This window comes from Streptomyces coerulescens, assembly GCF_042657965.1.
Taxonomy (GTDB): Bacteria; Actinomycetota; Actinomycetes; order Streptomycetales; family Streptomycetaceae; genus Streptomyces; species Streptomyces coerulescens.
Genome location: NZ_JBHSKM010000007.1, coordinates 464,540 through 483,662, shown reverse-complemented (window position 1 = coordinate 483,662; position 19,123 = coordinate 464,540). Strand labels below are relative to the sequence as shown.

Below are 19,123 nucleotides of genomic sequence, written 5' to 3'. Positions count from 1 at the left end.
GAACAGGCGTGAAGAGGATCTACGGCTCGGCGCTATAGATGTCGATCCCGGTCCGTCAGCGCGTACGCCGCGAGCAGGCAGAGGCCGCACCCCGGCACCCAGACGAGCTGGTACCAGTAGAAGAACGGCGTCCCGGCCAGCCGCGGCTCGGCACCGGCGTACCAGGGGACCCACAGCAGACCCGCGGCGGGCGCGAGGAGCAGTACGGCGATCGCGACGCGCCGTAGCCGGTGATGACCGGTCCGTGCCATGACCTGCGCTCCTCTCCCGCTCGCTGGTGGGTCTGTGCAAGAGTTGCCCACCCCCCGGAACCGGTTGACAGCGAGATTCCGGGAAAATTTCCGCCGGTTTCCTGTCCTCCGTTCCGGCGGTTCGCGCAACTCATGCGCAGGGGCACAGGCACACCAAGGACGGTGACCCATGGCCGACGGCGCCATGACCGCGACGTTTCTCGCCGTGATCGGCGGAGCGTCGCTGCTCGCCGTCACCGCGCGGCGTCTGCGTCCGAGCGATCGCCTGCCGTCCCTGGAGGGCTGGGCACTGGCCGACCGCACCCTCGGCCCGGTGTGGACGTGGCTGCTGCTGGGCGGCACGATCTTCACCGCGTACACCTTCGCCGCCATACCGGGCCTGGCGTACGGCAACGGCGCGCCCGCCTTCTTCGCGGTGCCGTACACGGTGATCGTCTGCCCGCTGGCCTTCGTGCTGCTGAGCCGGCTGTGGAGCGTGGCCCGCCGGCACGGCTATGTCACCGCCGCCGACTTCGTGCGCGGCCGCTACGGCTCGCCGCCGCTGGCGCTGGTGGTCGCCCTGACCGGGATCCTCGCGACGATGCCGTATCTCGCGCTGCAACTGCTCGGGATCCGGGCGGTGCTCGCGGCCGGGGGTCTGTATCCGCGGGGCGCGGCCGGTGATCTGGTGATGGTCGCGCTGTTCGCGGGGCTGGCCGTGGCCACCTACCGGCACGGGCTGCGCGCCCCCACCGTCATCTCCGCGCTGAAGGCCGTGGCCGTCTTCGTGTCGCTGACCGCCGTGACCTGGCTGGTCCTCGAACGACTCGGCGGCCCGGGTCCCGTCTTCGACGGCGCTGCCGAACGCCTCGGCGGCCCGGCGCTGCTCCTCACCCCGGAGCAGCAGCCCGCCTACGCCACCCTCGCCCTCGGCTCCGCGCTCGCCCTGCTGATGTACCCGCATGTGCTGACCGCCGGTTTCGCCGCCGACAGTCCCCGCACGCTGCGCAAGGTGTCCGTGGCGCTGCCCGCATGGACCGCGCTGCTCGCCCTGTTCGGGTTCCTCGGCATCGCGGCCCTGGCGACCGGCGTCCGTGCTCCGGAGGGCGGTGCCGAGGCCGCCGTACCGATGCTCGTGGACCGGCTGATGCCGGCGCCGCTGGCCGGGCTGGTGTTCGGCGCGATCACCGTGGGGGCGCTGGTGCCGGCGGCGGTGATGTCGATCGCGGCGGCCACGAGCTTCGTACGCAACGTGTATGTCGAGTACGTGCATCCGACGGCCACGCCGAAGCGGCAGGTGCGCATCGCCAAGGCGGTGTCGCTGACCGCGAAGGTGGGCGCGGTGGCCTTCGTGTTCGGACTGCGCGACCAGGACGCCATCAACCTCCAACTGCTCGGCGGGGTGTGGATCCTGCAGATCTTCCCGGCCGTCGCGATCGGGCTGTTCACCGCGCGGCTGCATCCGCGGGCGCTGCTCGCCGGGTGGGGCGTGGGCATGGTGGCGGGCACCTGCATGGTCGTACGGGAGGGCTTCTCGTCGATCGTGCCGCTCGGCCCGGGGCCGGAGATCTACGCCGGGCTCGCCGCGCTGCTGCTCAATCTGACCGTCGCCGTGGCGGGGACCGCGGTGCTGAGCCGCCTGGGCGTCCCGCGCGGCGCCGATCTGACCGACCTGCCGTCGCGCCTGAGCGTCGGGCGGCGCCCCGAGACGGGAGCGAACAACCCGTGAGACAGCATCTGAGACCGCAGGCACCGGCGCTCGCCCTCACCCCGGCGGTGAGCGACCCGGCGGACCTGGAGCGCGAGGCCGGTCTTGCCCGCCTGTTCGAGCTGCACTACTCCTCGATGCTGCGCCTGGCGGTCCTGCTCGGCGCCGACGATCCGGAGAACGTGGTCGCGGAGGCCTACTACCAGATCTACCGCAAGTGGCGCCGGCTGCGGGACGCCGAGGCGGCGGAGGCGTATCTGCGCTCCACCGTGTGCAATCTGACGCGGATGCGGATACGGCACCTCCAAGTGGCCCGCAAGCATGTCGAGAAGCCGACACCGGACGAGGTCGTCGCCTCCGCCGAGAGCACCGCACTGCTGCGCGACGACCAGCGCGTCCTGATCGACGCGCTCCAGCAGCTGCCCGCCCGGCAGCGTGAGGCGCTGGTGCTGCGGCACTGGCTCGGGCTGAAGGAGAGCGAGATCGCCGCGGCGATGGGGATCTCCTGCGGCTCCGTCAAGACGCACACGGCACGCGGCCTCGCCGCACTGACCCAGGCGATGGAGGCCCGGCGATGACGCATCGAGACACGACTCCGTCGCCCGGCACCTCCGCGGACCGCACCGAGCGGGAGCTGCGCGAGGCGCTCGCGGCGCTGGCCGGCGGAGTGCCGGACGCCACGCCCGACGCCTATCGCACCGCGCGCGGCGAGTGGCTGCGCCGGGAACGCCGGCGCAGGCTCGTCCTCGCCGTCCTGGTCACGGTCGTGTTCGCGCTGGCCACCCTGATCGGTCTGTGGGTCCTCAACCGCGCCCCCGCGGAGCCCGGCGTCATCTTCTCCGGCGCCGGGTCCCCGGCGGCCGCGTCACTCCCCCGGCCCCACCCCTGATTGGCCCACCCGCCCCCGGGGAACCCGCAATTGCGTGCACCCGCGCATCGAGGACTACGCCCTGATCAGTGACGAGCAGACGGCCGCCCTGATCGGCAAGGACGGCTCCGTCGACTGGCTGTGTCTGCCCCGGTTCGACTCGGCCGCCTGCTTCGCCAGACTCCTCGGCGACAAGGACAACGGCCACTGGCGCATCGCCCCCAAGCACGCCGAGGGCCCCTGCACCCGCCGCGCCTACCGGCAGGACACCCTGGTCCTTGACACGGAGTGGGAGACCGAGGACGGCGCGATCCGGGTCACCGATCTGATGCCCCAACGCGACCGTGCCCCCGACCTCGTGCGCATCGTGGAGGGGCTGAGCGGCCGCGTCACCGTGCGCAGCACCCTGCGGCTGCGCTTCGACTACGGCTCGATCGTGCCCTGGGTGCGCAAGTCCCACGGTCAGCGGGTGGCCGTCGCCGGTCCTGACTCGGTGTGGCTGCGCAGCACCCCCGCGGTGCCCACCTGGGGCGAGGACTTCGGCACACACTCGGAGTTCACCGTCGAGGAGGGCGAGCAGGTCGCGTTCGTCCTGACCTGGCACCCCTCGCACGAACCCCGCCCAGCGCTGATCGACCCGTTCAAGGCGCTGCACAACAGCGTCCGGGACTGGCGCAAGTGGGTGGGGCACTGCCGCTTCGACGGCCCGTACCGGGACACCGTCGTCCGCTCCCTGATCACTCTGAAGGCCCTCACCTACCGGCCGACCGGCGGCATCGTCGCCGCCCCCACCACCTCGCTCCCCGAGGAGCTGGGCGGAGTCCGCAACTGGGACTACCGCTACTGCTGGCTGCGCGACTCCACCCTCACCCTCAACGTGGGCCTGTCCGCGGGCTACCGGATGGAGGCCGAGGCGTGGCGCGACTGGCTGCTGCGCGCGGTCGCGGGCGATCCGGCCGACCTCCAGATCATGTACGGCCTCGCGGGCGAGCGCCGGCTGCCCGAGTTCGAGGTGCCGTGGCTGTCCGGCTTCGCCGGCTCCGTCCCCGTCCGCATCGGCAACCAGGCCGTGGAACAGCTCCAGTTGGACGTGTACGGCGAGGTCATGGACACGCTGGCGCTGGCACGGGAGGCGGGACTGCCGACCAAGCCGCACATGTGGGCCATCCAGGCCGCCCTGGTGGAGTGGCTGCGCGCGGAGTGGCGCCGGCCCGACGAGGGGCTGTGGGAGGTGCGCGGCGGGCGGCGGCACTTCGTGCACTCGAAGGTGATGGTGTGGGTGGCCGCGGACCGCGCGGTACGCACCCTGGAGCGGAACCCGCAGCTGGAGGGCGACCTGCACGGCTGGCGGGAGTTCCGCGACGAGGTGCACCGCGAGGTGGTCGAGAAGGGCTACGACGCCGAGCGGAACACCTTCACGCAGTCCTACGGCTCCCGGGAACTGGACGCCGCGCTGCTGCTGATCCCGCGCGTCGGCTTCCTGCCGCCCGACGACCCGCGCGTCGTCGGCACCATCGACGCGATCCGCGCAGAGCTCAGCCACCAGGGCTTCCTGCGCCGTTACAGCACCGACGGGACGACGGTGGACGGACTGCCGGGCAGCGAGGGCACGTTCCTGGCCTGCTCGTTCTGGCTGGCCGAGGCCCTGCACATGACGGGCCGTGAGCAGGAGGCACGGGAGCTGTTCGACCGGCTGGTGGGGCTCACCAACGACGTGGGGCTGCTGGCCGAGGAGTACGACCCGGTCTCCGGCCGCCATCTCGGCAACTTCCCCCAGGCGTTCAGCCATATCGGCCTGGTGAACACCGCCCTCGCCCTGTACGGGGGCGAAGGGGCAGGATAGGGGCCATGGATCTTGGACTGAAGGACCGGGTGTACGTCGTCACGGGGGCCACCCGTGGACTGGGCAACGCGGCGGCGCGGGAGCTGGTCGCCGACGGGGCGAAGGTCGTGGTGACCGGCCGGGACGAGAAGCGGGTCGCCGACGCGGCGGCCGAACTGGGGCCGAACGCGGTCGGGGTGGCCGTCGACAACGCCGAGCCGGACGCTCCGGCCCGGCTCGTCGCCGCCGCGCGGGACGCCTTCGGTGGGTTCGACGGCATCCTGGTGAGCGTGGGCGGGCCGCCGGCCGGGTTCGTCGCGGACACCACGGACGAGCAGTGGCAGTCGGCGTTCGAGTCGGTGTTCCTCGGCGCGGTCCGGCTCGCCCGGGCGGCGGCGGCGGAGCTCGACGAGGGCGGGGTCATCGGGTTCGTGCTGTCGGGGTCGGTGCACGAGCCGATTCCGGGGCTGACCATTTCGAACGGGCTGCGGCCGGGGCTCGCCGGGTTCGCCAAGTCGCTCTCGGACGAGCTGGGGCCGCGCGGGATCCGGGTGGTCGGGTTGCTGCCGGGCCGGATCGACACGGATCGGGTGCGCGACCTGGACGGGATGTCGGCGGACCCGGAGGCCACGCGGGCGGCGAGCGAGGCGCGGATTCCGCTGCGGCGCTACGGCAACCCGGAGGAGTTCGGGCGGTCGGCGGCGTTCCTGCTGTCGCCGGCCGCGTCCTATCTGACCGGGATCATGCTTCCGGTGGACGGCGGCATGCGGCACGGGTTCTGAGGGGCCGGCCCGTCAACTGACCCTTTCGGCACCGTGCTTGACGCCCTTGAGACGGACCTCCGCCGGCAGTGACGCCAGGCCCGCCGAGGTGCGGGCATGGGCCAGGGCCTGGGTGGTGAGGTCGTTCAACGCCGTCCCCGGGTTGACGTGCGGTGCCAGCAGGAGCCGTACCCGGCTCTCCGGAGTGCTGCGCCGGCCGGTCAGGTGTACGTGGGCGCGCTGGACGCCCTCCAGGCCGGCCGCCTCGCTCTCCAGCACGCTCTCCAGGGCCCGGCCACGCAGCAGTGCGCCCTCGCCGTCCCCGGTGTCCACCAGGACCTCCGTGAGGCGGCGTCGGCGCAGGTTCGCGGTCAGCCACCACAGGGCGAGCACGACCAGGACGACCAGGACGGCGATGACCGTCGGCCACCACCAGCCGTCGTCGCGCCAGCGTGTCCGCTCGGCGTCGCTGAGCAGCACGTCATGGCGGTCGTCGTGGATCCACCAGGAGGGAGCCGGGGCGCCGAGGCCGATGGCGAGCACCGAGCCGCCGATGACGAGCAGCACCAGCCCGAGGAACCCGATCAGCACCCGGTTGACGACCCTGAGCACGGTCCTCACCCCTTCCGTCCGAGCCGGCGTACATGCACCGACAGGGCCGGCGGGCGGGACAGCCCCAGGCCCCTGATCGCGTCGGCGAGCGTGGCGTCCAGGTCGGCGCGTACGTCGTCCAGGTCGCGGAAGTGCGAGACCGCGCGGACGTCGGCCTTGGCCCGGCCCATCCGCACCTTTACCGACTGGACGCCGGAGATCTCCATGGCCCGGTCGCGCAGGACGTGGGCGGCCAGGTCGCGGTGGAGTCCGGCGCGTACGTCGGTGTGGGTGCGCCGCATCGGCAGCACCTGACGCAGACCGGGTGTGGCGGCCAGGACGAGCAGCCACAGGCCGAGGACGGCGGCGACACCCGCGCCGACCAGCACCCAGACGTCGTCGAGGGGGCGCTCGGCGAGCTGGCGGGCCAGTTCCCGGCGCCAGGCCATCGGGGGCCGCTCGGCGCGGACCGAGGCGATGTCGTACAGGAAGACGCCCGCGAGGAACATCAGCACGAGCGCCGTGATCGCGGCCGGGATCCGGCGGGCCGACCAGAAGCGGCCCTCGCGGCCGCCCTCGCCGTCGAGCACGGGCGGGGGCTCGTAGTCCGCCGCCGACGCCGACTGGTCGAGTGGCTCGGGGCCGGTCTCCTTCTCCAGGACCGGGAGTGGTTGTGTGCCGCCCTCGGACCCCTGGGACTCGCTCATCGCGTCCTCCCCTGTGCCGCGCCCTGTCCGGGCGCCGGGTGCAGCCGCTCCACATGTACGGCGACCTCCGGCACCTCCATGCCCACCAACGCGCCTACCCGCTCCACGACCCGCCGACGCACCGCCGCGCACCGGGAGCCGATGTCGGTGGGGTATTCGAGTTCGACGTGGACGCGGACCCGGGCGGCGTCGACCGTGGTCCCCTCCGCGGCCTGGGGGCGGATGACGACATGGGCGTAGGCCCGGGCGGCGTCCTTGGGCAGCCGGCCCACGGCCTCGCGTGCCGCCTGGGAGGCGATCTTCGTGACCACCCGGTCGGCGATCCGCGTCGCCCCGCGCTCACCGGCCGGGACGACGGGCGCCGGGCTGCCGGTCTCCGTGCCCTCGCCGCTCACCGCCGTCACCGCCGGTCGCGGCGGCCGTCACGCTGGCGGAAGAAGTCGCCGAGCTCGTAGTCCCCCTCCAGGAACCGGCCGACACCGAACCCGACGGCACCCAGCGCCGCCACCAGCAGGAAGGCGCCGAACCCACCGAAGTATCCGGCGAAGCCCAGTGCCATGCCGGCGATCATGCCGACCACGGCCATGCTCATGGTGCCCTCCGATCGGTTGCCGCCGGCGCCTCGTGTCGTCCCTGGTCACTGGATCCGGGGCTGTGCCGGCTCTTCTTCCTCTTCCTCGGGAAGCTTCACATCACTCACCGCGATGTTGACCTCGACGACCTCCAGGCCCGTCATCCGCTCGACGGCGCCGATGACGTTCTCCCGGACGGCGCGTGCCACGTCGGCGATCGAGACGCCGTAGTCGACGACGATCTCCAGGTCGAGCGCGGTCTGCACCTCGCCGACCTCGGCGCTGACGCCACGGGTCACGGATTTCGACGTGCCGGGCACGCGTTCCCGTACGGCGCCGAAGGTGCGGCTGATGCCGCTGCCCATGGCGTGCACGCCGACCACGTCGCGGGCCGCCATTCCGGCGATCTTCTCCACGACGCCGTCGGCGATGGTGGTCCGTCCACGGCCGGCCGGGTCACCGCCGCCGCGCTTGGTGGTCCTGCGCGACGAGGCCACTGTCTCCTCAGGGTTCTGCGTCCGGTTCTGCTCCGTCTCGGTCATCGCCGTCCGTCCCTTCGGTTTGTCGTTCCTTCGACCACCGTAAGTGCGGTTGCCGCACGGCGCTCCAGGGATGGGGCAGGCTGGAGGAATGACGACGGCGGACCGGTGGACGCAGGCAGTGAGATACCAGGTCGGGCTCGGCAGGCTGCTGCCGCTGGGCGGCGCGCGCGACGGCGCCTGGATCTTCGAGCAGGCGGCCGAGGCGGTGCTGCGGCGCGCGGCCGGGGATATGCGCGGGGTCCGGCTGGAGGCGCTGCGGATCGCGCTCAGTGATCCGGAGGACGTCCACGACGCCGCAGTACCGGCGCCGCCGAGCGCGCTGCCCCCGGGGCCGCTGCGGGTGACGGCCGATCTCGCGGCGACGGCGGCCGAGCCGCTGCCGACGACGGCGGACCGGCTGCGCGCGCTGCTGACCGCGGCCGCGACGGAACGCCTCGGGTTGAAGGTGAGCGAGGTGGATCTACGGGTGACGGCCCTGCTCGACGAGGACGCCGAGCCTGACTCCGTACGGCCGCCGGAGCCCGCGCGGGCCGCCGAGCCCGCGAACCCCGACGAGGAACGTGTCGCCGCCGCGGCCCTGGCGGTCCCGGGGGTGGGCCGGCTGACGGCCTCCCTGGGTGGGTTGGGGCAGGCGGTGCACATCGAGAAGCGGCAGGGCACGGCCGCCCTGCCGGCCCGGCATGTGCGCGTGGAGATCGCGGTGAGCGGGGACCACCGGGCCCTGGATGTGGCCCGGGAGGTCCGCAAGAGGGTGCGCGAGGCACTGGCGGATCATCCGACGGTGGCCGTGCTGGTGACAGCCGTCGGCTGACCGCCGCGAGTCACTCGCCGAGGCCGGCCAGATCCCGCAGCCGGCGTGCCTGCGCGGCGCGCTCGGCGCCCCGCTGCTCGTCGTACGTGCGGTCCACGGCGCCACGAATCAGCGCCTTGGTCTCGATGACCGCGTCACGCGGCGCGGCGACGATCGCCCCCGCCAGATCCCGTACGGCGTCGTCGAGCTGGTCGGCGGGCACCGCGAGGTTGGCGAGGCCGCTGCTCACGGCCTCCTCGGCCGGCACGGAGCGTCCCGTCACGCAGATCTCCAGCGCGCGGCCGTAGCCGACCAGACCGACGAGCGGATGCGTGCCCGTCAGGTCCGGCACCAGGCCGAGGCTGGTCTCGCGCATGGCGAACTGCACGTCGTCGGCGACGACGCGCACGTCACAGGCGAGCGCGAGCTGGAAACCCGCACCGATGGCATGGCCCTGCACGGCGGCGATGGACACGATGTCGTTACGCCGCCACCAGGTGAAGCCGTCCTGGAACTCGGCGATGGCAGCGTCGAGTTCACCGTCGCTGCTGCGCGCGAGTTCCACGAAGGACGGCTCGCCCTCGATCCCCTCGGGGGTGAACATCTGCCGGTCGAGTCCGGCGGAGAAGGACTTGCCCTCGCCGCGCAGCACCACGACCCGCACGTTGCCCGGCAGGACCTGCCCGGCCTCGGCGAGCGTCCGCCACATGGCGGGGCTCTGCGCATTGCGCTTGGCCGGGTTCGTCAGGGTCACCGTGGCGATCGCGCCGTCGACGGTGAGCCGTACGCCGTTCTTGTCGAGCAGGGGAGCGAGTTCCTGGTCGGGCGAAGCCATGCGGTGCCTCCGATGCGTGCGGTCATTCGGGGATGCCGGAGAGGCACCCACTAAGTGACTGCACAGTAACCACCCGGCCAGTCAGCTGACCGACCGGGTGGCCACCATCGAAGCCGATGGGCCGCCCGGGCTCAGGACGATGCGGCCTTCTTGCCCCGCGTCGCCCCGCCACGCCCACGGAGCGTGACGCCCGATTCGCTGAGCATCCGGTGAACGAAGCCATACGAGCGACCGGTTTCCTCGGCCAGCGCCCGAATGCTCGCACCGGAGTCGTACTTCTTCTTCAGGTCTGCCGCGAGCTTGTCGCGCGCGGCGCCGGTTACCCGGCTGCCCTTCTTCAGAGTCTCGGCCACCCGTGCCTCCTCATGGGAAGTGCGCTCTGGTCTCCTCATGATCACCCCTCCGGGCCTTCATGGCCACCCATTCGGCAAGGTCCGTGAGACATGGTTTTGACGACAGGAGCACATCCCCACATGCGGAATTCCGAATTCCACGAGGTCCTGTCCGTACGGCCGAACGGGTTCTTTTACGAACCCCCAGGTCAGGGCTGCACGACGGCCGAGCCCTTGTCGATAAAGGACTCGGCCGCAAATTCGATGTAGCACACACCTCGGTACGAGGAGATCTCACACAGATGATGGATCACCGATGGGCCGAATGATCCATAGCCTGTTGATCACGCATTCGATCAAGCGAGGGCGACGAGATCCGCGTAATCGGCGCCCCACAGGTCCTCGACGCCGTCCGGCAGCAGAATGATCCGCTCCGGCTGGAGCGCCTCGACGGCGCCCTCGTCGTGGGTGACGAGGACGACGGCGCCCTTGTAGGTGCGCAGCGCGCCGAGGATCTCCTCGCGGCTGGCCGGGTCGAGGTTGTTGGTGGGCTCGTCGAGGAGCAGCACGTTCGCCGACGACACCACGAGGGTGGCGAGGGCGAGACGGGTCTTCTCACCGCCGGAGAGGACACCGGCCGGCTTGTCGACGTCGTCGCCTGAGAACAGGAACGAACCGAGCACCTTGCGGACCTCGACGAGGTCCAGGTCGGGGGCGGACGAGCGCATGTTCTCCAGGACCGAGCGCTCCGGGTCGAGGGTCTCGTGCTCCTGGGCGTAGTAGCCGATCTTGAGGCCATGACCGGGGATGACCGCGCCCGTGTCCGGCTGCTCCACGCCCGCGAGGAGCCGGAGCAGGGTGGTCTTGCCGGCACCGTTGAGCCCGAGGATGACGACCCTCGAACCCTTGTCGATGGCCAGGTCGACGTCGGTGAAGATCTCCAGGGAGCCGTACGACTTCGACAGGCCCTCGGCGGTCAGCGGCGTCTTGCCGCAGGGCGCGGGCTCGGGGAAGCGGAGCTTGGCGACCTTGTCGGACTGACGGACCTCTTCGAGGCCGGACAGCAGCCGCTCGGCACGGCGGGCCATGTTCTGCGCGGCGACCGTCTTGGTGGCCTTGGCGCGCATCTTGTCGGCCTGGGCGTTGAGCGCGGCGGCCTTCTTCTCGGCGTTCTGCCGCTCGCGCTTGCGACGCTTCTCGTCGGCCTCGCGCTGCTGCTGGTAGAGCTTCCAGCCCATGTTGTAGACGTCGATCTGGGCGCGGTTGGCGTCCAGGTAGAACACCTTGTTCACGACCGTCTCGACCAGGTCGACGTCGTGGGAGATCACGATGAAGCCGCCGCGGTAGGTCTTGAGGTAGTCGCGCAGCCAGACGATCGAGTCAGCGTCCAGGTGGTTGGTCGGCTCGTCGAGCAGCAGGGTGTCCGCGTCGGAGAACAGGATCCGGGCGAGCTCGATACGGCGGCGCTGACCGCCGGAGAGGGTGTGCAGCGGCTGGCCGAGCACCCGGTCGGGCAGGTTGAGCGCGGCGGCGATGGTGGCGGCCTCGGCCTCGGCGGCGTACCCGCCCTTGGTGAGGAACTCCGTCTCCTGGCGCTCGTACTGCCTGAGGGCCTTCTCGCGGGTGGCGCCCTGGCCGTTGGCGATGCGCTGTTCGTTCTCGCGCATCTTGCGGATCAGGACGTCCAGGCCACGCGCCGACAGGACACGGTCGCGGGCGAGGACGTCGAGGTCGCCGGTGCGGGGGTCCTGGGGGAGGTAGCCGACCTCGCCGGAGCGGGTGATGTTGCCGCCCGCGGGGATGCCCTCGCCGGCCAGGCACTTGGTGAGGGTGGTCTTGCCGGCGCCGTTGCGACCGACCAGGCCGATGCGGTCGCCCTTGGCGACGCGGAAGGTCGCGGACTCGATGAGGACGCGCGCACCGGCGCGCAGCTCGATACCGGAGGCGGAGATCACGGACAGGCTCCAGGGCAGGGATAGGTGGCGGGATGGGCGGCTGAGGACGTTCCCGCCGTCTAATGCGCGAGGAGAATGGCCATGAGGCCAGTCTAACGGGGCGGTGCAACCACTTTTTCTGGGATCGGGTGTTCGGGCGCCCTGTCGTGACGTACGGCACTTCGGGGGGTGCGGCTCCGGTTCGCGGGCCGTTGTCAGTGGGCGCTGCGAGACTGGTCGCAGTCGCATCAGAGGCAGGATCACAAAGGGGTGATCGGCATGGCAGACACGAGCCAGGGGCGTCCGAGCATCTACCCGACGCTGCTGTACGCGGACGCGAAGGCGGCGATCAGGCAGCTCACGGAGGCCTTCGGCTTCACCGAGCTGGCCGTCTACGAGACCGACGACGGCAAGGTGGGGCACGCCGAGCTGGCGCAGGGCAACGGCGCGGTGATGCTCGGCTCGAAGGGCACCGGCAGCGCCTTCGACAAGGTGATGAAGGACTCGGGCACGACCGGGGTGTACGTCGTCGTGGCGGACGTCGACGCACACCACCGGCGGGCCGTGGAGCACGGTGCGGAGATCCTGATGCCCCCGACGGACCAGGACTACGGCTCACGGGACTACATGGCCCGGGACCTGGAGGGCAATGTGTGGAGCTTCGGCACCTACGCCCCCGAGACCGGAGGCTGAGCACCCCTCCGGCTCAGCTCCCCCCGGTGTGCACCTGGAAGGCGGCACGGCGTACGGCCTTGGCGAGGGCGGGGTCGGGGTGCGCGGCGGCGAGCGCGACCAGGACCTGAACGGTGCGGGGGTGTCCGACGGTGCGCACCTCGTCCAGCAGGGCGGGGACGGTCGGCTGGAGCGCGGACTCCAGGTGCCGCACGAGCATCGGGGCCTCGCCGTGGTCGGTGACGGCGGCGGCGGTGTCGACCCACAGCCAGGTGGCCTCTTCCCGGGTGAGCACCTCGTGGGCGTCCTCGGGGTCGACGCCGTCGTGCTCGGCGAGCCACAGCAGGGCGTACGGCCGCAGGGCGGGCTCGTCGACGACGGCGCGTACGTCGGGCTCGGCGGGGGCGCCCACGACGCGCAGCGCCTCGAAGGCCAGGCCGCGCAGGAGGGCGTCGTCGCCGCGGGCGGCGACGAGGAGTTCGGTGACGGCGCTGCCGACGGGGCGGGCGGCGAGCCAGGCGCGGTACTCGTCGCGGGCGGCGTTCGGGCGGAGCTGGGCGCAGCCACGCAGCATGTCCTCGGCGGCCTGCTCGATGTTCCCGGCCGGGCTCTGGGCGGCGACGCAGATCTGCTCCAGCTTGACCCAGACCGCCCAGCTGCCCAGCGGGGTGAGCGTGGCCTGGCCGTCGCCGCAGGTGAGGGCGCCGACGGAGGTGAGGGCGTGCAGGGCCCAGTCGAGGAGCGGGGCGAGGGGTGTGTCCTCGGTGGCGACCGGCGAGGTGACCGGCTCGGGGCGCGGCCCGTAGGGGATCTCGCAGCGCTCGGTGCGCAGTTCGGTGACGCGCTGCTCCAGCAGGTCCAGCAGCTGTTCCACGGGGACGGGTCCGGCGGACAGCTGGAGGAAGGAGAGCACCTGGGGCAGGGCGGAGACGACGTCGGCGACGGCACCGTGCTCGAAGTCGTCGGGTTCCGGGTGGGCGAGCGACCAGGCGTCGAAAAGGGCCACCCAGCCGCGCAGTACGGCGCTGTCGTCGCGGTCCCAGGCGCGCAGCCGCCAGCCGGGGCGGGCGCTGTCGCCGTGCACCTCGACGAGACCGGCGAGCCGCGCGGTGTCCCAGTCGGCGCGCACCTGAGCCACGGTCAGGCCCAGGTCGGTGGCCGCCCGTTCGGCGGTCGCGTCGGAGAGGGTGCCCTTGCCGTCGGAGTGGGTGCCGCCGTGGCCGGGGCGCAGCGCGGTGTCGGCCCAGTGGGCGACGCGGGCCGCGGCGGCCAGACCCGAGCGAGCCATTCTGGCCAGCTCGGCCTGGGCCGGTGTGCCCTCCGGGGGGCGGGGTGCGGGGCGCCGTGGGCGCCGCTGGTTCACAGCTCGGGGGGCGGCGGCCAGGGGTCGCGGGCGGACGAGTCGAAGCCTGGAGTCGCGCGGGATACGGGACGTCACGGGTGCAGTCTTCCGGTTGACGGTCCGAAAACCCAAACGGAATGTCACGAGGGGCGACGGGGATGGCCAACGCACGGGGTCCGGCGAGCCACTGAGGGCCGATAACAGGCCACTGGTACGCCCTTAAACGGAATCCCTCGGACCGCTGCCGGAGCGGGACCGCCGAGGGGATGGAGACGGATACCGGGGGCAGCTCACCGGGGTTCGGGTACGGCAGTTCGAGCGGCGGACGGAAGGGGCGCCGGGACGGGGTAGGCGGGGGCCGGTGGCGGCGCGCGGCGCGGGACGGAGGACGGTCTGATGGGCGGCGTCATGCAGCGGGCCCGTGGGCGTCACATGAGCGGCGTGATGAATCGGGCCCGTGGGCGTCACATGAGCAGGGTCAGGAAACGGGCCCGGGGACGTCACATGAGCAGGGTCAGGAAACGGGCCCGGGGACGTCACATGAGCAGGGTCAGGAAACGGGCCCGGACTCACATGAGCGGCGTCATGAAGCGCCGTAGGGACTCCTCGTAGGACTCCGGGTCGGCGTTCCACATGGCCGCGTGCGGGGCCCGGTCGACCCTCTGCAGGGTCACCAGGTTGGGGTGGGTGTCGGCCAGGCGGCGGGACAGGGCCCAGGGGGCGACCCGGTCGTCGGGGCCGTGGAAGACCAGGGTCGGGACGGTCAGGGGGGCGTGGGCCTCGCCGTCGGCGTTCATGCCGGTGCGGCCCTGTGCGGCGCGGACCGCGAGCGGCAGCAGCACGCTCGGCGTGTGACGGGCCGTGGCGAGGGCGCGCAGCGTGGTCTCCCAGCTCAGGACCGGGGAGTCCAGCACGAGGCCGGAGACCCGGTCGCGCAGTCCCGAGTGCGCGGCGGCCCGCAGCGCCATGGTCGCGCCGGTGGACCAGCCGAGCAGGACGAGCTGCTGGGCGCCGTACCGCACGGCGTAGCGCATCGCCGCGTCCAGGTCGCGCCACTCGGTCTCGCCGAGGTGGTTCAGGCCGTCCGGCGCGCGCGGTGCGCCCAGGTCGCCGCGGTAGGCGAGGGCGAGGACCGGGAAGTGCCGCCCGCCCAGGAACCGCATGACGTTCATGGCTTGTTCGCGAGTGGTGCCGAGGCCGTGCACGGCGATGACCCAGGTGTCCCGGGCGCCGGGCACGAACCAGGCGGGCAGGGAGCCGAGTTCGCCGGGGATGTCGATGTCGGCATGGTCGAGGCCGAGGGCGGCGCTCGGGTTGCCGACGTAGACGTTCGGGGTGAACCAGATGCTGTCGCCAGGCTGGAAGGTGCCGTGCGTGACGCGTTCGAGACGCCGTACGACGGTGTCGGCGGAGTGCTTCGCCGCGGCGAGGACGGGGCCGACGACCGCGTGCGAGCCGTCGCCGGCCAGACCGTAGGTGCCGGGGCGCAGGGAGGCGAGGTCGCGGGTCAGCGCGATCTGGCCGGCGGCCGTGGCATGCACGGTGAGGCGGGGTTCGGTGGGCAGGGGCCTGCCGGGGGGCGCCGTCAGCGCGGCGCCACTGGCGAACCGCCCGGCGGCGACGCTCGCGGCGCCGGCGGCCAGAGCCACGGTGACGGCGGCGGCCGTCGCTTTGACAGTGCGCACCCCTCCAGTGTCCGGGTGGACGGGGGGAGCGGCCAGTGGGAGGGCGGCGTGGAGTGAGCGGCCGCCGGGCCCAGAGGTTGCCACACCGGGTCCGACGACGACCGCGGGCCCGTAGGGGTTGGTCGCGCAGTTCCCCGCGCCCCTACGGGGTCGCGGCCGCCCCGCGCCGAGACGCACCCGCGGCCGCCGACGGCGCAAGGGGACGTGCCGGGGGGTGTCCGCCCGCAGCGGCGGGCGTCAGGAAACAGCCCCCCTCCTGAGAAGAGCAACCGCCCGACCGGGGACGGACACCCCCCCCGGCACGGCCCCGACCCACCCACCGGCCGCAGGCGCTACCCGCACCCCCACACACCGAAAGGGGCCGCCGCAGGCATCACCGCTGCCCATACCCCCGCAACCGCTCCCCCACCTCCGCCACCTGCCCCTCGGACAGCAGGGCGGGGACGAGGCCCGGGACCGAGGAGGCCGTCAGCCAGACCCGGCACATCCACTCCAGCTGGGCCGTGCGGTCGTAGGCCTGGTCCAGGGTCGTGCCGAAGGCGATCGTGCCGTGGTTCTGGAGGAGGCAGGCGGTGCGGTCGGTGAGGGCCTGGAGCATGTTCTCGGCCAACTCCCCGGTGCCATACGTCGCATATGGGGCGACCCGCACCGGGCCACCGAGCGCGGCGGCCATGTAGTGGATCAGCGGAAGCTCGGGCACCAGGGTCGAGACCGCCGTCGCATGGACCGCGTGGGTGTGGACGACGGCCCCGGCGTCCGTGGCGCGGTAGATCGCCAGATGCATCGGCAGTTCGCTGGTCGGCACCAGCGACCCCAGCACCTGGTTCCCGTCGAGGTCGACGCCCGTCACGTCCTCCGGCGACAGCCGGTCGTAGGGCACCCCCGACGGCGTGACCAGCACGGTGTCGCCGACCCGTACCGAGACATTGCCGGACGTGCCGACGACCAGCCCCTCGGAGACGGTCCGCCGTGCGGTCGCCACGAGGTCCTCCCAGACCTCCGCCTCCTCAGGGCGCGCACTCCTGCCCCATGCCTCCCCCACTTCCTGTGCACCCTCCCGCGCATCCCGTGCGCCCCGCTGATCGCGCCGCTCCTCAACCATGCGGCGATCCTGCCAGCCGCCGCGTCGACGCGGCGTCAAGTCGCCACCGGGGCGGCGCACTTTAAGGGGAAAGTCCGGCCTCCGGGAGGGCGCACAAGGCGATACACCACCCCCGCCCCGCCTTGGCCAGAGATCGATCAGCTTTCAACGATCTTCCAGTAGCCTCTGGGAGATTTGTCGCACACGTCGCCATTCCGGGGGGAAGCATGGCCCGTGATCACAAACCGTCCCGTCACCGCTCGCGCTTCATAGCGATATCCGTGGCGGCCCTCGCCCTCGGCGGAACCGCTCTCGCCGAGATCCCGGCGGCGGCCGCGAGCAAGCCCAAGGGGCACGACGTCTCGTCCCACCAGAAGAACGTCAACTGGCAGAACTCCAAGGCGAAGGGCGCGAGGTTCGTCTACGTCAAGGCGACCGAGTCCCACACCTACCGCAACCCCTACTACAGCCAGCAGTACAACGGCGCCCGCACCGCGGGCCTGGTCCGCGGCGCGTACCATTTCGCGCTGCCGAACAAGTCGTCGGGCAAGACCCAGGCCGCGTTCTTCGTCCGCAACGGGGGCGGCTGGCGGTCGGACGGCTGGACTCTGCCGCCCGCCCTCGACATCGAGTACAACCCGTACGGCAAGCAGAAGTGCTACGGACTGAGCAAGGCGAAGATGGCCGGCTGGATCCAGTCCTTCAGCAACGAGGTGAAGCGGCTGACCGGCCGTCGCCCGGTGATCTACACCACAACCCACTGGTGGAACACCTGCACCGGCACCAGCCGCGCCTTCGCCTCGAACCACGCGCTGTGGATAGCCCGCTACAACTCCTCGACGGCCGGTTCGATGCCGGCCGGATGGCAGTTCTGGACCTTCTGGCAGTACGACAACGGCGGCAGCCTGCCGGGTGACCAGAATCTCTTCAACGGCTCCATGACCCAGCTGAGGAAGTTCGCCCGAGGCCACTAGCCGGGCCACGCCTGGGCCGTGCGGCGACCGGCGGACCGATGGTCTCCCATTCCGGCGCTCCCAGACACCGTGCGACCCCTCCCAGTTCACCTTTCGTTCACCCAGGTTACCTACGTTCATCCAGCCAACGACCTCGAACGATTGCCTGGGTAAATGGAAAACTTCTCGCTGATCCTCGCGATTGTGGTAGTAACCGCACTCGCGTTCGATTTCACGAACGGTTTCCACGACACCGCCAACGCGATGGCCACCACCATCTCGACCGGTGCGCTCAAGCCCAAGGTCGCGGTGGCCATGTCCGCCGCGCTCAACCTTGTCGGCGCCTTCCTCTCCGTGGAGGTCGCCAACACGATCTCCAAAGGTCTCGTCGACGAGACCGGCATCCGTCCCGAGGTCATCTTCGCCGCCCTGGTCGGCGCGATCCTCTGGAACCTGCTCACCTGGCTGGTGGGCCTGCCCTCCAGTTCCTCGCACGCCCTGATGGGCGGCCTGATCGGCGCCACCATCGCCTCGGCCGGCGTCGGCGCCGTCCACGGCGACGCGCTCGTCACCAAGGTGCTGATCCCGGCGATCGCCGCCCCGCTGGTCGCGGGCATCGCCGCGCTGCTGGCCACCCGGCTGACCTACACCCTCGGCAAGAAGGCCGACGGCAAGGCCGCCGCCAAGGGCTACCGCACCGGCCAGATAGCCTCCGCCGGCCTGGTCTCCCTCGCCCACGGCACCAACGACGCGCAGAAGACGATGGGCATCATCACCCTCGCCCTGGTCGCCGGCGGCGCCGTCGCCCCCGACTCCGACCCGCCCATGTGGGTCATCCTCTCCGCGGGCCTGGCCATCGCGCTCGGCACCTACCTCGGCGGCTGGCGCATCATCCGCACCATGGGCAAGGGCCTGACCGACCTTCAGCCGCAGCAGGGCTTCGCCGCCCAGACCAGCGCGGCCACCGTCATCCTGGCCTCCTCCCACCTCGGCTTCTCCCTCTCCACCACGCACTCCGTCTCCGGCTCGGTGATGGGCGCAGGGCTCGGCCGCAAGGGCGGCGTCGTCCGCTGGTCGACGGCCACCCGGATGTTCGTCGCCTGGGGTCTGACCCTGCCGGCCGCCGCCCTGGTCGGCGCGCTCGCGGAGTACGTGACGGGCTTCGGCACCTGGGGCACGGCCGTGGTCGCCGTCTTCCTGGTCGGCTCCAGCGCCGCGATCTGGAAGATCTCCCGCCGCGAGGTCGTCGACCACACGAACGTCAACGAGACCGACGAGGCGCCCGGCGTGGTCACCACCGCCATCGCCGCCGTCACCCCGCCCCCGGCGGGCACGCCGGCCGAGGACCTCTCGGCCACCATCCCGGCCCCGTCGTCCTCCGAGCCCGCGTCCTCGCAGGCCACGGTCTGACCGCCCCGTATCCCGGCTATCCAGAAAGTAGAAGCATGAAGATCGACTGGGCGGCTCTCGGCTCCGTCTTCGGCGTCAGCCTCGTGGTCACCGTGGCCCTGGTGGGCCTGTTCACCCTCGGCGTCGCCGGCCTGTCCCGGCAGGAGAAGGCCTCCGCCCGGGGCGGGTCGGCCGCACTGGCGGTCACCGGGGCGTATGTGTGCTTCGCGGCGTGTGCGGTGGCCGTCGGGTACGGGATCTATCTGATCGTGGCCTGACGACCTCGACGCTCTTCCCTCGGCCCTGCCG

General features: G+C 72.0%; 22 protein-coding genes. 10 read left to right on the top strand and 12 right to left on the bottom strand.

Going from position 1 to position 19,123, the window contains the following annotated elements; genetic code table 11:
• Window positions 1-32: 32 nt before the first annotated feature.
• Window positions 33-251: a DUF3311 domain-containing protein gene (locus tag ACFPQ9_RS14085; RefSeq protein WP_380852243.1), complete on the bottom strand. Its 219-nt coding sequence runs from the start codon at window positions 249-251 to the stop codon at window positions 33-35.
• A 169-nt stretch (window positions 252-420) separates the two neighbouring features.
• Between ACFPQ9_RS14085 and ACFPQ9_RS14080 the strand changes: the two genes are divergently transcribed.
• Genes ACFPQ9_RS14080 through ACFPQ9_RS14060 form a run of 5 tightly spaced genes read left to right on the top strand, consistent with a single transcriptional unit; the run spans window position 421 to window position 5,410 of the window.
• Window positions 421-1,959, top strand: coding sequence for a sodium:solute symporter family protein (locus tag ACFPQ9_RS14080; protein ID WP_380852240.1), 1,539 nt, complete (start codon window positions 421-423; stop codon window positions 1,957-1,959).
• Window positions 1,956-2,516, top strand: a complete 561-nt coding sequence (locus ACFPQ9_RS14075; protein ID WP_380852237.1) for a sigma-70 family RNA polymerase sigma factor — start codon at window positions 1,956-1,958, stop codon at window positions 2,514-2,516. Before ACFPQ9_RS14080 ends, ACFPQ9_RS14075 begins: the two co-directional genes overlap by 4 nt.
• Window positions 2,513-2,827 (top strand): hypothetical protein, encoded by a 315-nt coding sequence (locus tag ACFPQ9_RS14070; protein ID WP_380852234.1) that lies wholly within the window; start codon window positions 2,513-2,515, stop codon window positions 2,825-2,827. Before ACFPQ9_RS14075 ends, ACFPQ9_RS14070 begins: the two co-directional genes overlap by 4 nt.
• 34 nt (window positions 2,828-2,861) lie before the next feature.
• On the top strand, window positions 2,862-4,649 hold the full coding sequence (locus ACFPQ9_RS14065; protein ID WP_380852231.1) for a glycoside hydrolase family 15 protein: 1,788 nt from the start codon (window positions 2,862-2,864) through the stop codon (window positions 4,647-4,649).
• Between the two features lie 5 nt (window positions 4,650-4,654).
• Window positions 4,655-5,410: an SDR family oxidoreductase gene (locus ACFPQ9_RS14060; RefSeq protein ID WP_380852228.1), complete on the top strand. Its 756-nt coding sequence runs from the start codon at window positions 4,655-4,657 to the stop codon at window positions 5,408-5,410.
• 12 nt (window positions 5,411-5,422) lie between these two features.
• Here the strand turns inward: ACFPQ9_RS14060 and amaP are convergent, their stop codons facing one another.
• The 5 genes from amaP to ACFPQ9_RS14035 are packed head-to-tail and all read right to left on the bottom strand — an operon-like array spanning window position 5,423 to window position 7,801.
• A complete protein-coding gene (amaP, locus tag ACFPQ9_RS14055) occupies window positions 5,423-6,010 on the bottom strand; it encodes an alkaline shock response membrane anchor protein AmaP (protein ID WP_380852225.1) in 588 nt (195 codons plus the stop codon).
• Entirely contained in the window at window positions 6,007-6,687 is a 681-nt protein-coding gene (locus ACFPQ9_RS14050) for a DUF6286 domain-containing protein (protein ID WP_380852222.1), read from the bottom strand. Before ACFPQ9_RS14050 ends, amaP begins: the two co-directional genes overlap by 4 nt.
• On the bottom strand, window positions 6,684-7,091 hold the full coding sequence (locus ACFPQ9_RS14045; RefSeq protein WP_380852219.1) for an Asp23/Gls24 family envelope stress response protein: 408 nt from the start codon (window positions 7,089-7,091) through the stop codon (window positions 6,684-6,686). Before ACFPQ9_RS14045 ends, ACFPQ9_RS14050 begins: the two co-directional genes overlap by 4 nt.
• Complete coding sequence (locus tag ACFPQ9_RS14040; RefSeq protein WP_380852216.1) at window positions 7,088-7,279, bottom strand: hypothetical protein; 192 nt, start codon at window positions 7,277-7,279, stop codon at window positions 7,088-7,090. Before ACFPQ9_RS14040 ends, ACFPQ9_RS14045 begins: the two co-directional genes overlap by 4 nt.
• A gap of 45 nt (window positions 7,280-7,324) precedes the next feature.
• Window positions 7,325-7,801, bottom strand: coding sequence for an Asp23/Gls24 family envelope stress response protein (locus ACFPQ9_RS14035; protein ID WP_380852213.1), 477 nt, complete (start codon window positions 7,799-7,801; stop codon window positions 7,325-7,327).
• 88 nt (window positions 7,802-7,889) lie between these two features.
• Here ACFPQ9_RS14035 and ACFPQ9_RS14030 point away from each other — a divergent pair, with 88 nt between their 5' ends.
• Complete coding sequence (locus ACFPQ9_RS14030) at window positions 7,890-8,612, top strand: nucleopolyhedrovirus P10 family protein (protein WP_380852210.1); 723 nt, start codon at window positions 7,890-7,892, stop codon at window positions 8,610-8,612.
• 10 nt (window positions 8,613-8,622) lie between these two features.
• Here the strand turns inward: ACFPQ9_RS14030 and ACFPQ9_RS14025 are convergent, their stop codons facing one another.
• From ACFPQ9_RS14025 to ACFPQ9_RS14015, 3 genes are all read right to left on the bottom strand, one after another.
• The gene (locus tag ACFPQ9_RS14025) at window positions 8,623-9,426 is read right to left on the bottom strand and encodes an enoyl-CoA hydratase/isomerase family protein (protein WP_380852207.1); all 804 of its coding nucleotides are present in this window, start codon (window positions 9,424-9,426) and stop codon (window positions 8,623-8,625) included.
• A 131-nt stretch (window positions 9,427-9,557) separates the two neighbouring features.
• Window positions 9,558-9,779: a helix-turn-helix domain-containing protein gene (locus tag ACFPQ9_RS14020; RefSeq protein ID WP_004002281.1), complete on the bottom strand. Its 222-nt coding sequence runs from the start codon at window positions 9,777-9,779 to the stop codon at window positions 9,558-9,560.
• A gap of 335 nt (window positions 9,780-10,114) precedes the next feature.
• Complete coding sequence (locus ACFPQ9_RS14015) at window positions 10,115-11,713, bottom strand: ABC-F family ATP-binding cassette domain-containing protein (protein ID WP_380852199.1); 1,599 nt, start codon at window positions 11,711-11,713, stop codon at window positions 10,115-10,117.
• Between the two features lie 258 nt (window positions 11,714-11,971).
• On the opposite strand from ACFPQ9_RS14015, the gene ACFPQ9_RS14010 reads away from it, so the two are divergent.
• Window positions 11,972-12,385: a VOC family protein gene (locus tag ACFPQ9_RS14010; RefSeq protein WP_380852196.1), complete on the top strand. Its 414-nt coding sequence runs from the start codon at window positions 11,972-11,974 to the stop codon at window positions 12,383-12,385.
• A gap of 13 nt (window positions 12,386-12,398) precedes the next feature.
• Here the strand turns inward: ACFPQ9_RS14010 and ACFPQ9_RS14005 are convergent, their stop codons facing one another.
• The 3 genes from ACFPQ9_RS14005 to ACFPQ9_RS13995 form a co-directional block, all read right to left on the bottom strand.
• On the bottom strand, window positions 12,399-13,802 hold the full coding sequence (locus tag ACFPQ9_RS14005) for a hypothetical protein (protein ID WP_380852193.1): 1,404 nt from the start codon (window positions 13,800-13,802) through the stop codon (window positions 12,399-12,401).
• Window positions 13,803-14,275: 473 nt separating this feature from the next.
• Window positions 14,276-15,391, bottom strand: a complete 1,116-nt coding sequence (locus tag ACFPQ9_RS14000) for an alpha/beta hydrolase (RefSeq protein ID WP_380852190.1) — start codon at window positions 15,389-15,391, stop codon at window positions 14,276-14,278.
• Window positions 15,392-15,764: 373 nt separating this feature from the next.
• Window positions 15,765-16,493, bottom strand: a complete 729-nt coding sequence (locus ACFPQ9_RS13995; RefSeq protein ID WP_380852187.1) for a class II aldolase/adducin family protein — start codon at window positions 16,491-16,493, stop codon at window positions 15,765-15,767.
• Between the two features lie 206 nt (window positions 16,494-16,699).
• Between ACFPQ9_RS13995 and ACFPQ9_RS13990 the strand changes: the two genes are divergently transcribed.
• The 3 genes from ACFPQ9_RS13990 to ACFPQ9_RS13980 all read left to right on the top strand — a co-directional run bounded on the left by ACFPQ9_RS13990 (window position 16,700) and on the right by ACFPQ9_RS13980 (window position 19,092).
• Window positions 16,700-17,446: a lysozyme gene (locus ACFPQ9_RS13990; RefSeq protein WP_380852184.1), complete on the top strand. Its 747-nt coding sequence runs from the start codon at window positions 16,700-16,702 to the stop codon at window positions 17,444-17,446.
• A gap of 153 nt (window positions 17,447-17,599) precedes the next feature.
• Entirely contained in the window at window positions 17,600-18,835 is a 1,236-nt protein-coding gene (locus ACFPQ9_RS13985) for an inorganic phosphate transporter (protein WP_380852182.1), read from the top strand.
• Window positions 18,836-18,870: 35 nt separating this feature from the next.
• The gene (locus ACFPQ9_RS13980; protein ID WP_380852179.1) at window positions 18,871-19,092 is read left to right on the top strand and encodes a hypothetical protein; all 222 of its coding nucleotides are present in this window, start codon (window positions 18,871-18,873) and stop codon (window positions 19,090-19,092) included.
• The last annotated feature ends 31 nt before the right edge of the window (window positions 19,093-19,123 follow it).